Source organism: Ensifer adhaerens, assembly GCF_000697965.2.
Classification (GTDB): Bacteria; Pseudomonadota; Alphaproteobacteria; order Rhizobiales; family Rhizobiaceae; genus Ensifer; species Ensifer adhaerens.
In genome coordinates this window covers 360,608-374,783 of record NZ_CP015880.1, presented here as the reverse complement: position 1 = coordinate 374,783, position 14,176 = coordinate 360,608, and the positions used below count along the sequence as shown (strand labels likewise).

The 14,176-nt window shown below is 63.3% G+C and carries 8 protein-coding genes; 3 read left to right on the top strand and 5 right to left on the bottom strand.

Annotated features, from left to right (window positions below; translation table 11 throughout):
• The first annotated feature begins 33 nt into the window (after window positions 1-33).
• Complete coding sequence (locus tag FA04_RS01715; RefSeq protein WP_034800832.1) at window positions 34-3,732, top strand: ATP-binding protein; 3,699 nt, start codon at window positions 34-36, stop codon at window positions 3,730-3,732.
• A 92-nt stretch (window positions 3,733-3,824) separates the two neighbouring features.
• Complete coding sequence (locus tag FA04_RS01710; protein ID WP_034801377.1) at window positions 3,825-5,507, top strand: ABC transporter permease; 1,683 nt, start codon at window positions 3,825-3,827, stop codon at window positions 5,505-5,507.
• 289 nt (window positions 5,508-5,796) lie between these two features.
• On the opposite strand, the gene FA04_RS01705 is transcribed toward FA04_RS01710, so the two are convergent.
• Window positions 5,797-7,749, bottom strand: a complete 1,953-nt coding sequence (locus FA04_RS01705; protein WP_034800830.1) for an acetoacetate--CoA ligase — start codon at window positions 7,747-7,749, stop codon at window positions 5,797-5,799.
• A 186-nt stretch (window positions 7,750-7,935) separates the two neighbouring features.
• On the opposite strand from FA04_RS01705, the gene FA04_RS01700 reads away from it, so the two are divergent.
• On the top strand, window positions 7,936-9,753 hold the full coding sequence (locus FA04_RS01700) for an AsmA family protein (RefSeq protein ID WP_034800829.1): 1,818 nt from the start codon (window positions 7,936-7,938) through the stop codon (window positions 9,751-9,753).
• Between the two features lie 78 nt (window positions 9,754-9,831).
• On the opposite strand, the gene FA04_RS01695 is transcribed toward FA04_RS01700, so the two are convergent.
• The 4 genes from FA04_RS01695 to FA04_RS01680 form a co-directional block, all read right to left on the bottom strand.
• Window positions 9,832-10,650 (bottom strand): ABC transporter permease subunit, encoded by an 819-nt coding sequence (locus FA04_RS01695; protein ID WP_034800828.1) that lies wholly within the window; start codon window positions 10,648-10,650, stop codon window positions 9,832-9,834.
• A 3-nt stretch (window positions 10,651-10,653) separates the two neighbouring features.
• Complete coding sequence (locus FA04_RS01690; protein WP_034800826.1) at window positions 10,654-11,565, bottom strand: ABC transporter permease subunit; 912 nt, start codon at window positions 11,563-11,565, stop codon at window positions 10,654-10,656.
• A gap of 4 nt (window positions 11,566-11,569) precedes the next feature.
• On the bottom strand, window positions 11,570-12,712 hold the full coding sequence (locus FA04_RS01685; protein ID WP_034801375.1) for an ABC transporter ATP-binding protein: 1,143 nt from the start codon (window positions 12,710-12,712) through the stop codon (window positions 11,570-11,572).
• A 104-nt stretch (window positions 12,713-12,816) separates the two neighbouring features.
• Window positions 12,817-13,911, bottom strand: coding sequence for a polyamine ABC transporter substrate-binding protein (locus FA04_RS01680; protein WP_034800823.1), 1,095 nt, complete (start codon window positions 13,909-13,911; stop codon window positions 12,817-12,819).
• Window positions 13,912-14,176 lie beyond the last annotated feature (265 nt).

The following is a 14,176-nucleotide window of genomic DNA, read 5'->3' as shown; positions in this document are numbered from 1 at the left end:
AACCCGCAAGCGATCCGTCAATAGGCCCCCTTTATGCCCGCGAGACAGTATCCCTTCATTGATATCGCCGTGCATGCGCGGGTGCGGGAGCATTTTGCCCGCGGCGACGCGGCGATCCTGTTTTCGCGGGACTTTGCGCGCATTCTCTGGGCCAACGACCAGGGCGCGGCCTTTTTCGGCGCCGGGTCGATCTATGATTTCATCGATGCGGGACCGGACCAGGGCGAGCTGTCGCTGCGTCAGCTCAAGGCCGCGGGAGCGCAGCTCGTGCGCGCCGGCGACCGGCGCCAGCTTTCGATCCGGAAGTTCTCGGGTTTCCGCGGCACACCGCTGAATGTGAGCGTGGAGATGATCCGCGTGCGCCCGGACGAGGACGCGGTGCTCTTTACTGCACCGCATTCGGGCACGCCGCTGTCGCTTGAGGATCGCGCTGCGCGCATGATCGCCGGCCTCGACGGCCCGGACACCCACATGGCCGTTCTCGATGGCAACGGCGGCATCATCGCACACTCGCCGGGCTTCATCGATCTCGGCATGTCGGACGAGACGCGCAAGCAGCTCGTCGATACGGTCGGCCGAGACCACGACTGGCTGATCAAGCGCCCGGTCGCAACGCGGAAGGGGCACCTGCCGGCCGCGGTCGGCAAGATCGCCGACGAACCGTCGCTGCATCTGCTCTTTGCTGTCGAGACCATTCTCGGCACGCTCGATCCGGACGAAGAGACCCCGGCAGCGCAAGTGTTGCCGATCTTGCCGCTGGCCGAAGAGCTGGAACCGACCGCCGAGACACCGGCCCCGGAGGCAAAGGATATCGTCGAACCGGCCGAAGCGCTGGTCGAAAGCGCTGCACCAGCCGAAGACGCTGCCCTGGCCGACGCATTCGAACAGGCGGAGTCCGTCGAACCGGTTGCCGCGCCACAGGACGATGGCGACCTTGAGGACGCAGGCGTCCACGTCGCTGCAGGCCAGGTCGCTTTACCGGAGGAACCGGAGGCGCTTGCCGCCGCAGATGCGGAAACGTCGGCGCAGGGCGTGGAGCCAGCGGAAGATGACGGCGAGCCGGCGCTTGCAGTCGCGACCGACGTGACCGCGAACGATACGCCGGTTGCCGCGGAAATCCCCGTGACGGAAGAGGTCACTCGCGAGGATGAGACGGTAGAGGCGACCGATGCCGGCACCGCTGAAACGGAACAGGCCGACTTCGCCTTCGTGCCCGGCGGCCGTGCCGTCCGCTTCGTCTGGAAGATCGACGCCGAAGGCCGCTTCAGCGAGATATCCGAGGAATTCGCCACCGCCGTCGGTCCGCGCGCCGCCGATGTGATCGGCGCCACCTTTAACCACGTGGCAGCACGCTACGGCCTCGATCCTGATCAGAAGATCGGCGCGCTGCTGCAACGCCGCGACACCTGGTCGGGCAAGACGATTTTCTGGCCCGTGCAGGGCACCAGCCTCAAGGTTCCGGTCGACCTGGCGGCCCTGCCCACCTACTCGCGCGCACGCGAATTCGACGGCTTTCGCGGTTTCGGTATCGTGCGCCTTGCCGATGCCGTCGAAGACGAGCACGCCAACGGCCTGACGTTCGGCGCCGCAACGGACATGACGGCAGAAGCTGCCGCGGAAGCGACGCCGTCGGAAGACCACGCGCATACTCCAGCGGTCGATCCTGAGACCGTCGGCCCTGAGATCGAGGAGCGGTCCGCCGACGAGGTGCAGGTCGTCGCGCAGAGGTCCTCCGAAACGGAGGCCGAGCCTGTCGCAGCTGCGCAGGATCGTGATGCGCCCCAAGACCAGACCCTCACCTCCAGCGAGGAGGCAGAGGCAGAGCCGGACCATGCAGCCGAAGTTGCCGCGGACGAACAGGTCGCCGCAACTGACGATCTCTTCCAGGGAGAGCGCCCTGCCCTACAGCTCGTCGACAACGCTGAGCCCCCCGTCTCCGACAAGATCGTCGAACTCGAGAAGCATCGCGCGGCGACCGCGCTGACGCGGGGCGAACAGGCGGCGTTCCGCGAGATCGCGCGGCAATTGGGCGAGCATTTTGGCAGGCCGGCGGAAACCGCACCGGCAGAGGAAAGCGACGCAGCGGCCGATGCAAGCACACCCTTCCCGGTAGACGCGCACGAAGCCATCACTTCCTCGACGCCAGCGGCAGAAGAACCGACTGGCGTGGAAGAAACCGGAGAAGAGACCGACGACGGCGCAGCCGAGGACGAACAGGCGAACGTGCATCTCGAGCAGCAAGGGGCAGATATCGGCCTTAGCGGCGAGATCCTCGACAGCCTGCCAATCGGTATGCTCGTGCATCGCGGGGAAAAGCTGCTGCACGCCAATCCGGAATTTCTGCGGCTCACCGCCTATGGCGACCTCGACGACTTTGTCCGGGAAGGCGGCCTTGACGCACTCTTTGCCAATGGCGAAGAGGCGACCGACCAGGAACCCGACGGCACGATGATGCTGATCCGCAGGGACGGTCAGATGCGGCCGGTCATCGCACGGCTGCACACGATCCGCTGGGAAGGCCGGAGCGCGCTGATGCTGGCGCTGACGCCGGCGGCCGCGAACGCGCCGTCGACGAAAGCAGACGATGCCATCTCCGGTGACGACGTCGACCGTCTGAAGACGGAAATCGACGAACTCAAGTCCATCCTCGAAACCGCAACCGATGGCGTTGTCATTCTCGGGCATGACGGCGACATCCGCTCGATGAACCGCTCGGCAAGCGCGCTCTTCAACTATGACGAGGGCGAGATCCGCGGCAAACCTTTCGCCGCGCTCTTCGCTCACGAAAGCCAGAAGGCAGTCATCGACTACCTGCACGGGCTTTCCGGCCACGGCGTCGCGAGTGTGCTGAACGACGGACGCGAGGTGATCGGGCGGGAAGCGAATGGCGGCTTCATTCCGCTGTTCATGACCATCGGCCGACTTTCGGCCTCCAATGGCTTTTGCGCCGTGATCCGCGACATCACCCAGTGGAAACGCACCGAAGAGGAACTCCGGAACGCCAAGCGCGCCGCGGAAACGGCCAATGCCCACAAGACCGAGTTCCTCGCCCGCGTCAGCCACGAGATCCGCACGCCGCTCAACGCGATCATCGGCTTTTCCGACATGATGGCGAGCGAGCATTTCGGCCCGGTCGGTCACCCGCGCTACATCGAATATGCCGGCGACATCGGCCGGTCGGGCCGCCACGTGCTCGATATCGTCAACGATCTGCTCGACATCTCGAAGATCGAAGCAGGCGAAATGGAACTCGATTTCGGCGCCGTCGAGATCAACGACGCGGTCTCTGAAGCCGTGTCGCTCGTCCAGCCGCAGGCCAACAGCCAGCGCGTCATCATCCGCACCTCGCTTTCGGCAGCCGTGCCGAACGTCGTGGCCGACGGCCGGTCGATCAAGCAGATCGCGCTCAACATTCTGGCGAACGCCATCCGTTTCACGCCTTCGGGCGGCCAGATCGTGGTGTCGACCTCCTACGAGGCGAACGGTAGCGTCATGCTGAGGATCCGCGACACCGGCGTAGGCATGACCCGCGGCGAACTGGACCAGGCGATGAAACCGTTCCGGCAGGTGACGACAGGCGCGCGCAAGCGTGGCGACGGCACCGGGCTCGGGCTGCCGCTCACCAAGGCGATGGCGGAGGCGAACCGCGCCCACTTCTCGATCACCTCGGCACCCAACGAGGGAACGCTGGTGGAAATTTCCTTCCCGTCACAACGCGTCTTGGCGAACTGAGGCCGGATGCTATAAGGAAATGTTGACTTGTGGTGGCCAGTTTGCTGGCCGCCATTGGCCATTTCTTGCCGTCATGCCGCGGAATCGATCGATTGCAGTCCACATCTCAGAGCATCAAGCGCCGCCATGCGCGTGCCGGAACCGGTCTTTCGCATCCCCTGCTGGCGACATGGGCCGGATTGACATCGGTGATCGTGCTGATGCCGATCATCGCGATCGCCTGGCTGGCGATCTCGGGCGGCGGCGGCGACTGGCCGCATCTGATGCAGAACGTCATTCCGCGCGCCACCGGGCGCACGCTGCTCTTGATCTCGCTGACGGGTGCCGTGACCGCCTTCGTCGGCATCCTCACGGCCTGGCTTGTCGCAAGCTGCGAGTTTCCGCTGCGGCGCTTCCTGTCGGCAGCACTGGTGTTGCCGCTCGCAATCCCCGCCTATCTCGCTGCCTATGCGTTCGGCGAGCTTTTCACCTTTACCGGGCCGGTGCAGGGACTGATCCGCGCGATCTTCGGCTTCAAGACGAGCCGTGACTACTGGTTTCCGGATATCCGCTCGCTCGGCGGCGCCGTGCTCGTGCTGAGTTCGGTTCTCTATCCCTATATCTACCTCGCCTGCCGTTCGATGTTCCTGATGCAGGGACGCGCGGCCGCCGACGTCGCCCGCACGCTCGGCGCCGGGCCGCTGAAGGTGTTCTTCCGCATCCAGATCCCGATGGCCCGCCCGGCCATCATGATCGGCCTGACGCTGGTGGCGATGGAAACGCTGAACGACATCGGCGCGGTCGAATTCCTTGGCGTGCAGACGCTGACCTTCTCGATCTTCGACACCTGGCTGAACCGCGGCAGCCTCGCGGGCGCCGCGCAGATCGCCTGCATCATGCTGGTCTTCGTCATCGGCCTGATGATGATCGAGCGGGCCGCACGGCGACGCCAGCGCTTCTCCAGCCAGAAGACGACGTCCGCCGTCCACGATGCTGCCCGGCTCATACTGTCCGGCTGGAAGAAGTGGGCCGCCATGGTCGCCTGCCTGCTGCCCGTGGTTTCAGGCTTTGCCGTACCCGTGCTGATCCTCGGCAATTATGCGCTCAAGCGCATCGACCAGTTCATCGAGCCGCGGCTGCTCAACGCGCTCTTTCATAGCATCCTCGTCTCAGGTGCGACCGCAACGGTGACCGTTCTGCTCGGTTTCGTGCTCGCCTATGCGGCGCGCACGGGGCATTCTCGGGTGAGCGACATCGCCGGGCGGCTCGCCTCCTTCGGCTATGGCGTGCCCGGCACTGTTCTTGCGATCGGCGTGCTCTTCCCGCTGGCCGCTCTCGACAACATTATCGATGCCGGCATGCGCGATACGTTCGGTATCTCCACCGGGTTGATGATGACCGGCACCGGCTTTGCGATCATCTACGCCTGCAGCGTGCGCTTCCTCACCATGGCCGAGGGCTCGCTCGAAGCGGGTTTCCAGAAGCTTTCGCCGCATCTCGACATGGCGGCGCGCGCGCTCGGCCGGACCGGCGGCCAGACTTTGCGCACCGTGCTTTTGCCGATGATGCGGCCGGCGGTACTGACCGCCGCTCTCCTCGTCTTCATCGAGACGATGAAGGAGCTTTCGGCAACGATCATGCTCAGACCCTTCAACTTCAACACGCTCGCCACGCTCGTCTACGAAGACGCGTCTCGGGCCAAGGTCGAAGACGCTTCGGTCGCCGCGATGATCATCGTCGTCGCCGGCATGATCCCGGTCATCCTCGTGTCGCGGTCGCTCGAACGCCGCTCCTGAGCCCCGTTCAGCAAGGCCTGGCGGGCGAGAAACGCATAAAAAAAAGGTGGCTGGGAGGCCACCTCGATAGTTGAATGCTAAACCAACAATCGCTCGAGAAGTAACGACGTCATGTCCGCGACGGCATCTCTGCCGAACGCCGATCCAACATCGATCGGCCTCAAGTTGGCATGACCATGCGCCCCCAATCCTTAACAAGACCTTACCCGCCGGATCCGCAATTTTAGGGATTTTTCAGCAAGTCTGAAGCCTTGGTTAATTCCAATCACGCGAATCCGTTAACGCGCCCTCAATTTTTAAGGGCATCCAGTCCGGCGTAAAGATCAAGCGCCTCGGGGTTGGCGAGCGCCTCCTTGTTCTTCACCGGACGGCCGTGCACCACATCACGGACCGCGAGTTCGACGATCTTGCCGGACTTCGTGCGCGGGATATCGGCGACCGCGATCACCTTTGCCGGCACGTGGCGCGGCGAGGCGCCGACGCGGATGCGGTTCTTGATCGCCTTCGTCAGGTCGTCGGTCAGGGCGACGCCGGCGGCGAGACGAACGAAGAGAACGACGCGCACGTCGTCTTCCCAGTCCTGCCCGATGCAGAGCGCCTCTGCGACCTCCTCCATCTGCTCGACCTGATTGTAGATTTCCGCCGTGCCGATGCGCACCCCACCGGGATTAAGCGTCGCGTCCGACCGGCCGTGGATGATGATGCCGCCATGCTCTGTCCATTCGGCGAAGTCGCCATGGCACCAGACATTGTCAAAGCGCTCGAAATAGGCGGCGCGATACTTGGCGCCCTCGGGATCGTTCCAGAACATCACCGGCATCGACGGGAATGCCTTGGTGCAGACGAGTTCCCCCTTCTCACCGCGCACCGATTGCCCCTCATCGTTCCAGACGTCGATCGCCAAGCCAAGACCCGGCCCCTGGATCTCGCCGCGCCAGACGGGCTTCAGCGGGTTGCCGAGGACGAAGCAGGAAACAATGTCGGTCCCGCCCGAGATCGACGCAAGCTGAACGTCAGACTTGATGCCTTCGTAGACGAAGGAGAAGCCTTCCGGCGACAGCGGCGAACCGGTCGAGGTCAACAGCCGAAGGGTGGAAAGATCATGCGTGTTGGCCGGTACGAAGCCGCCCTTGCGCACGGCGTCGATGTATTTCGCCGAGGTGCCGAACACCGCGAACGTCTCGGCTGCGGCATAGTCGAAGAGCACGTTGCCGTCGGGATAGAAGGGCGAGCCGTCGAACAGGCAGAGGGTCGCGCCGACGGCCAATCCGGAAACCAGCCAGTTCCACATCATCCAGCCGCAGGTGGTGAAATAGAAGAGCTTTTCGCCGCGGCGAAGGCTGCAGTGGAAACGATGCTCCTTCAGATGCTGCAGCAGGGTGCCACCGGCCGAATGCACGATGCATTTGGGAACGCCCGTCGTGCCCGAGGAAAACAGCACGTAGAGCGGATGGCTGAAGGGCAAGCGTTCGAAGGTCAGGGTTGTTGCCGCAAACGGCGCGATGAAATCGGCAAGGGTTGCGCCACCCTCGATCGAGGCCGCCAGCGCGGCGCTGTCGCCGGCATAGGGAACGATCAGCGCCGGCACGCCAAGGGCCTTGGAGACCGCGCGAACCTTCACATCGACGTCCTGGCCCTTGCCGTTGTACCAATAGCCGTCGCAGGCAATGAACAGCTTCGGCGTGATCTGGCCGAAACGATCGAGGACGCCCTGCTCGCCGAAATCGGGAGAACAGGACGACCAGATCGCGCCGATCGAGGCGGTCGCCAGCATCAAAGCGATGGTTTCGGGCATGTTCGGCATCATCGCCGCAACGCGATCGCCGGGGCCGATACCCTGAGCCTTCAGCGCCTGCTGCAGGCGCGACACGAGCGCGCGAAGCTCGTCCCACGACAGGCGATACTCGACCTTGTCTTCACCGCGGAAGACGAGCGCGTCGCCGTCGCCGGTTTCGCGAAGAAGGTTCTCGGCAAAGTTCAGCTTCGCGTCGGGGAAGAAGCGGGCGTCGAGCATGCGGTCGCCGTTGACGAGGGCTGTTGCGCCGCGTTCTCCGATGACGCCGCAGTGCTCCCAAACCGCGGTCCAGAAGTCACCGCGCTCGGCCACCGACCAGGCGTGGAAGGCATCGTAATCCGCAAAGGTTCTGCCGAAGCGTTTGCTGCTCCAGGCGATGAATTCGGCCATGGGGCTATGCGCAAGGATTTCCGGACCTGGAACCCACAACGGCTGCTCTGCGTGCATGCTTTCCTCCACTCCTGCTCCATGCCCTCTATACCATGCTGCATCGCAAAATAAACAGCACCGGAAAGCGCCTCGTCATCGCGTGGACGACATTTACCTGTCTGTTGCCTGTCCGTCGCATTTGATTTCTGAGGACCGAAGGCCTATCCAAGCTCACGTGACCCAAGCGACGGCGACCAGGCGGACATGAGACGTAAATTTCTGCATATGATGCGCGACGTACGCCTGTTGTCGCAGCTGCGGCGCCGCCATTTCCTGTGGCCGGCCGCGATCGGCGTCGGGCTTGCAGCCGGCTACAACGCCGTCCTGCCTCTGGTGATTTCGACGACGAACGTGCGTCCGACCGTGGAGCATATGCTGGACGCCTGGTCCGGCGGAAAGAGCCGAATATCGGGCAATCCCGAGATCAGCTTCTGGCCGGAACCGACTTTGACGCTCCGCTCGGCGACGATCGAAACTACGGATGGATCGTCCCGCAAGCTCGCGCATATCGGCAGCATTACCGCGACGTTCAGCCTGTTTTCAGCGATCGACGGCACACCGGCGCTGGACGATATCCGGCTGATCGAGCCCGTCGTCACGCTCGAGCGGCACACGGACGGCACACTCAACTGGCAGCGGCCGCACTGGCTGAGTACCCCGGACACACAGGCTGCCGAGAAGGATACGCCGTTCGGCGATGTCACCGTCGAAAACGGCCGCCTGCAGATCATCGACCTCGTCACCAACCAGACCCGGGAATTTTCCGGCATATCCGGAACCGTCTCCTGGCCTTCGTTCACCAAGCAGCTCAGCGCCCGGCTTTCGGGAAGCCTTGGCGGACAGACGGTGGCCTGGACGCTCGAATGCAACGAACCGCTGATGCTGCTGACCGGCCACGATGCGGCGCTCAAGACGTCGCTATCCTCGGCGGCGCTCAGTCTCTCGTTCGAAGGCAACGGCAATCTCTCCCCTGCACCGACTGCCGCGGGACGGCTGCAGGTTTCGACGGCCTCGCTGCAGGCCCTTGCCGCCTGGTACAAAGGCAAGGCGGCGGGCGCATTGCCGGACAGCGGCTTCAGCCTCAGCGCCAACGTCACCAGCGGTAAGGCCTCGCTGAAGCTCGACGAGCTTCAGCTGACGCTCGGCGGTGCCAACGCGACCGGCATCCTCGACATCTCCACGCCGATCGACGATACCCACCGCGTCGAAGGCACGCTCGCCTTCGACCGCATCGATCTCAATGGGCTGCAGCCGTTCATCGACCCGCTGGAGCCGGACGAACTCACACAACAACTCGGCGACGCGTTCGCGCGCAGCTGGCGTGCCGATGTGCGGCTGTCGGCGCAGGAGGCACTGGTAGGCCCGCTACGGCTCGAAGATCTCGCCGCCGGCGTCATCATCGATCACGGGCGCGCCTCCATCGACGTCGCCGACAGCACCTATGCCAATGGCCGGCTCAGCGGGCGGCTCGCCGCTTCGGAAGAGGGGCTGGCCGGCGGTGGCCGTCTGGAACTGGTGCTGAAGAATGCCGACCTTGCCGCCGCCCTTGCTGACTTCGGTTTCACCGGCCCGGTTCCGACCGGCCGGGGCAATGTCAATCTGGACCTTACGACGGAACACCCGTTCTGGCGCGCGCAGGTGGCCGAGGCTTCCGGCCGCATCAGGCTTTCGCTCGCCAACGGCAACCTCACCGGCTTCGACGCAAATGCCTTTGCGAACCTTGTCCGGGCCGGAGAATTCTTTTCGCTGGCGCAGGCGAGCGACGGCAACTTCGCCTTCCAGACGGCGGATATCGAAGCCAGCTTCGGGGAAGGGTCGGCGCGGCTGAACCGAGCGCTCTTTGCCGGCCAGACCGGCAATCTCTCGGTCAACGGCGTCATTCCCTACCGCAGCGGCAGCCTGGCGCTCGCAGGCACCTACACCGACACATTGAATGCCGGGCAAAGGCTGCGTTTCTTCGTCGGCGGTTCCTGGCCGAATGCAGTGATCTCACCCCTGTCGGTTCTTGGCGAACCCAACTGAAAACGGCCGGCGTCAGAGACACCAGCCGTCGGTTCGTGGCGGACAAGCCGCGTCACGCTAGTCTCGAATTCGCACCGTTCAGGACTGGGCGAAGGCCGCCCGCTCGTCCCGTTCGCGCTGCGCCTCGCGCTGCTTGGTGACGATCGAGGCAACGACCACCCCGATGGCGACGACACCGATGAGGATGGTGCAGATCGCGTTGATTTCCGGCGTCACGCCCAGCCGCACCTGGCTGTAGATCTTCATCGGCAGCGTGGTGGCGCCCGGTCCCGTGGTGAAACTCGAGATCACCAGATCGTCCAGCGACAGCGTGAAGGCGAGAACCCAGCCGGAAAACACCGCGGGCGCGATGACCGGAAGGGTGATCGAGAAGAAGGTCGTGACCGGCGTGGCGCCGAGATCGAGGGCTGCCTCTTCGATCGACCGGTCGAAGCTGAGCAACCGCGACTGCACCACCACAGCAACGAAGCACATGGTGAAGGTGATGTGCGCCAGCGTGATCGTCCAGAAGCCGCGGTCGAGACCGATGGCAACGAACAACAACAGCAGCGACAGGCCGGTGATCACCTCGGGCATGACGAGCGGTGCATAGACCATGCCGGAAAACAGCATGCGGCCACGGAAGCGCGTGTAGCGGACGAGCGCCAAAGCCGCGAGCGTACCGAGCACGGTGGCGAAGGTCGCCGAGATCAGCGCGACGCGGATCGTCACCCAGGCGGCATCGAGCAGCGCCTGGTTATGCCAGAGCTGCGTGTACCATTTGGTCGAAAAGCCCGCCCAGACGGTGACGAGCTTCGATTCGTTGAAGGAGAAGATCACCAGAAGCACGATCGGCAGGTAGAGAAAGCCGAAACCGAGCACGATCGAGGCGATGTTGAAGCGTGACCAGTTGCCCATGTCCTACCTCCCCTCGCTGTCGGCTTTGGCCTGGGCGTTCTGGAAGTAGACGATCGGCAACACCAGGATCAGAAGCAGGATCGTCGCCACGGCCGAAGAGACCGGCCAGTCGCGGTTGGCGTTGAACTCGTTCCAGAGCGTCTTGCCGATCATCAGCGTTTCCGAACCGCCAAGCAGGTCGGGGATAACGAATTCGCCGACGGCTGGGATGAAGACCAGCAGGCAGCCGGCGACGACGCCCGCCAGCGACAGCGGGAATGTCACGCGCCAGAAGGCGGTAAACGGCGTGCAGCCGAGGTCGAGCGCGGCCTCCGTCAGGGTGTGATCCATCTTCTCAAGCGACGAATAGATCGGCAGCACCATGAAGGGCAGATAGGAATAGACGATGCCGATATAGATCGCCCAATTGGTGTTGAGGATGATCAGCGGTTGGTCGATGACGTTGATGCTCATCAGGAACTGGTTGAGCAGCCCCTCGGGTTTGAGGATCGCGATCCAGGCGTAGACGCGGATCAGGAAGCTCGTCCAGAAGGGCAGGATCACCAGCATCAGCAGCGTCGGGCGAATGGTCTTCGGCGCTTTCGCCATACCGTAGGCAACCGGATAGGCGATCAGCAGCGTCAGCACGGTCGAGACGCCCGCGATGATGACGCTCGACACATAGGCGTTGAAGTAGAGGACGTCTTCCGTCAGCCAGACGTAGTTGTCGAAGGAGAATTCCCGCGCCTTTTCAAGGATGCCGGACAGGCCGCCGAACAGATCGAAGACCGGCGTATAGGGCGGCATGGCCACCGCCGTCTGCGACAGCGAGATGCGGAAGACGATGAAGAAGGGGATCAGGAAGAAGAACAGCAGCCAGGCATAGGGGATGATGATGACGAGGCGGCTGAAGAGGGCGGATGCGACACGGGTCATGGCCTCAATCCTTCAGAACGACGCCGGCATCTTCGCCGAAGGAAACCCAGACCTCCTGGTCGTAGCCGAGCGGATCCTCGACCGCGCGCACCGCGTTGAGCGACGAGGCCTTGATCACGCGTCCGTCCTTCAGGCGCACGTGGAAGACGGTCATGTCGCCGAGATAACCGATATCCCAGATCTCGCCCTGAACGGTGTTGACGGGCGCGTGCGCCGGCGGCTGGCGGCTGACGCGGATCTTTTCCGGGCGGACGGCGACGGCGGACTTGCCGCCGGCAGCCGGCGTCTCGGGCGATGCCATGCGGATCGGGAAACCGTTGGTGCCCTCAAGGCGCACATAGCCGCCCTCGGCGCCGGAAACAGCGCCCTCGAAAATGTTGACGTCGCCGATGAAGTCCGCGACGAAACGGGAGTTCGGCGCCTCGTAGATTTCGGCAGGCGTCGCCACCTGAATGACCTTGCCGTGGCTCATCACCGCGATGCGGTCGGCCATGGTCATTGCCTCTTCCTGGTCGTGGGTGACGACGACGAAGGTGAGACCGAGTTCCTGCTGCAGATCCATCAGTTCGAACTGGGTCTCCTCGCGCAGCTTCTTGTCGAGCGCGCCGAGCGGTTCGTCGAGGAGCAGCACCTTCGGCCGCTTGGCAAGTGAGCGGGCAAGCGCGACACGCTGGCGCTGACCGCCCGAAAGCTGGTGCGGCTTGCGCTGGGAAAACTTTTCGAGCTTCACCAGCTTCAACATCTGGGCGACGCGCTCGGCAATATCCGCCTTCGGCATGCCATCCTGCTTCAGGCCGAAGGCGATGTTCTTCTCCACGTTCATATGCGGGAAGAGCGCGTAGGACTGGAACATCATGTTGACCGGACGCCTGTAGGGCGGAATGCCGGCCAGGCTCTGTCCGTCGAGAATGATCTCACCCGACGTCGGCTGTTCGAAGCCGGCGAGCATGCGCAGAAGCGTCGACTTTCCGCAGCCGGACGCACCGAGCAGCGCAAAGAACTCGCGCGTGTAGATATCCAGCGAAAGGTCGTCGACGGCGGTGAAATCGCCGAACCGCTTGGTCACGTTCTTGAAGGAAATGAATGGCTTGGAAGCGGGATCCGCCCAAGGGGCAAAGGACCGCCGGATACTGCCGAGAGACTTCATCATCTATCCCCGAATGATACAGCCGATGGGCACTCTCGTTTTCCCCGGTGCCCCCTTAAGAAAATTGCCCGGATTTTGAGGTCCGGGCAATTCGTTTTCCGCTCTTACTGGCCGGTTACGACCTTTGTCCAGAGACGGGTCAATACCCTCTGCTCTTTCGCCTCGAAGGGCGTCACCGTGAACAGTTTCTGCATCACCTCTTCCGTCGGGTAGATGGCGGTATCTTCCATGACGGCCTTGTCGAGGAACTGCTGCGAGGCCTTGTTGCCGTTGGCGTAGAAGACATAGTTCGATGCCTTGGCGACGACCTCGGGCTTCATCATGTAGTTGAGGAAGGCGTGCGCCTCCTCGACGTGCGGTGCATCAGCCGGAATCGCAAGCATGTCGAACCACATCTGCGCGCCCTGGGACGGGATCGCGTAGTCGACGGTCACACCAGCCTTGGCTTCGGCCGCACGGTCGCGGGCCTGGAAGACGTCGCCGGAAAAGCCGATTGCAAGGCAGATGTCGCCGTTGGCGAGCGCGTTGATGTATTCCGAGGAATGGAACTTGCGCACATTGGGGCGGATGCTCGCCAGCAGCTCAGCCGCCTTTTCGAGATCGGCCGCCTCGTGGCTATCCGGGTTGAGGCCGAGATAGGCGAGCGCCGAAGGCATCACGTCGGTCGGGGAATCGAGGATGTGGATGCCGCAATCCTTGAACTTCGCCGCCAGTTCCGGCTTGAAGATGACGTCCCAGTTGGGCTTCTCGTCCGTGCCAAGGATCGCCTTCATCTTGTCGACATTGTAGCCGATGCCGGTTGTGCCCCACATGTAGTCGATGGCATAGTCGTTGCCCGGATCGTACTTGGCCGTACGCTCCATGATCACGTCCCACATATTGGAAAGGTTCGGCAGCTTCGACTTGTCGAGCTTCTGGAACACGCCCGCGGCGATCTGCCGCTGCAGGAAGGTTGCCGTCGGCACCACCACGTCGTAGCCGGAGCCACCTGCAAGCAGCTTCGTCTCCAGGATCTCGTTGGAATCGAAGACGTCGTAGACGACCTTGATACCGGTCTCCTTGGTGAAATCTTCCAGAATGCTGCTGTCGATATAGTCCGACCAGTTGTAGACGTTGACCACGCGCTCCTGCGCCGAGGCCAGCATGGTCGAGCCGGCCAGAACGGCTGCCGCCAGGGTTGTGACGATGAGCTTGGACATACAACTCCCCTCTTGGTTTTTTCGTATCGGGCCCGGCACGCCGGGACACCGTCCAATCCGCTTCGTTCAGGCCGGAGGTTAGGCATCTTTCTCGATAACCTCAAGCGCTTTCGTGCCGATAAGAAGCGCCGCCCTGTGGGCTCATCAGTTTCACAAGTCGAAGAAAAACGGGCACTTATGGCGCCTTGCTTCCAGCCTGTCGCCTTCGACCCGGCCGCGGCGGCACCGTTAACCATAGCTTTGCCGCCTCTGTACGGACCGCCAT

Excerpts from the sequence above, each read along its gene's own strand:
- FA04_RS01715 (WP_034800832.1), top strand. The coding sequence starts at position 34 with ATGCCCGCGAGACAGTATCCCTTCATTGATATCGCCGTGCATGCGCGG.
- FA04_RS01705 (WP_034800830.1), bottom strand. The coding sequence starts at position 7,749 with ATGCACGCAGAGCAGCCGTTGTGGGTTCCAGGTCCGGAAATCCTTGCG.
- FA04_RS01700 (WP_034800829.1), top strand. The coding sequence starts at position 7,936 with ATGAGACGTAAATTTCTGCATATGATGCGCGACGTACGCCTGTTGTCG.
- FA04_RS01695 (WP_034800828.1), bottom strand. The coding sequence starts at position 10,650 with ATGGGCAACTGGTCACGCTTCAACATCGCCTCGATCGTGCTCGGTTTC.
- FA04_RS01690 (WP_034800826.1), bottom strand. The coding sequence starts at position 11,565 with ATGACCCGTGTCGCATCCGCCCTCTTCAGCCGCCTCGTCATCATCATC.
- FA04_RS01685 (WP_034801375.1), bottom strand. The coding sequence starts at position 12,712 with ATGAAGTCTCTCGGCAGTATCCGGCGGTCCTTTGCCCCTTGGGCGGAT.
- FA04_RS01680 (WP_034800823.1), bottom strand. The coding sequence starts at position 13,911 with ATGTCCAAGCTCATCGTCACAACCCTGGCGGCAGCCGTTCTGGCCGGC.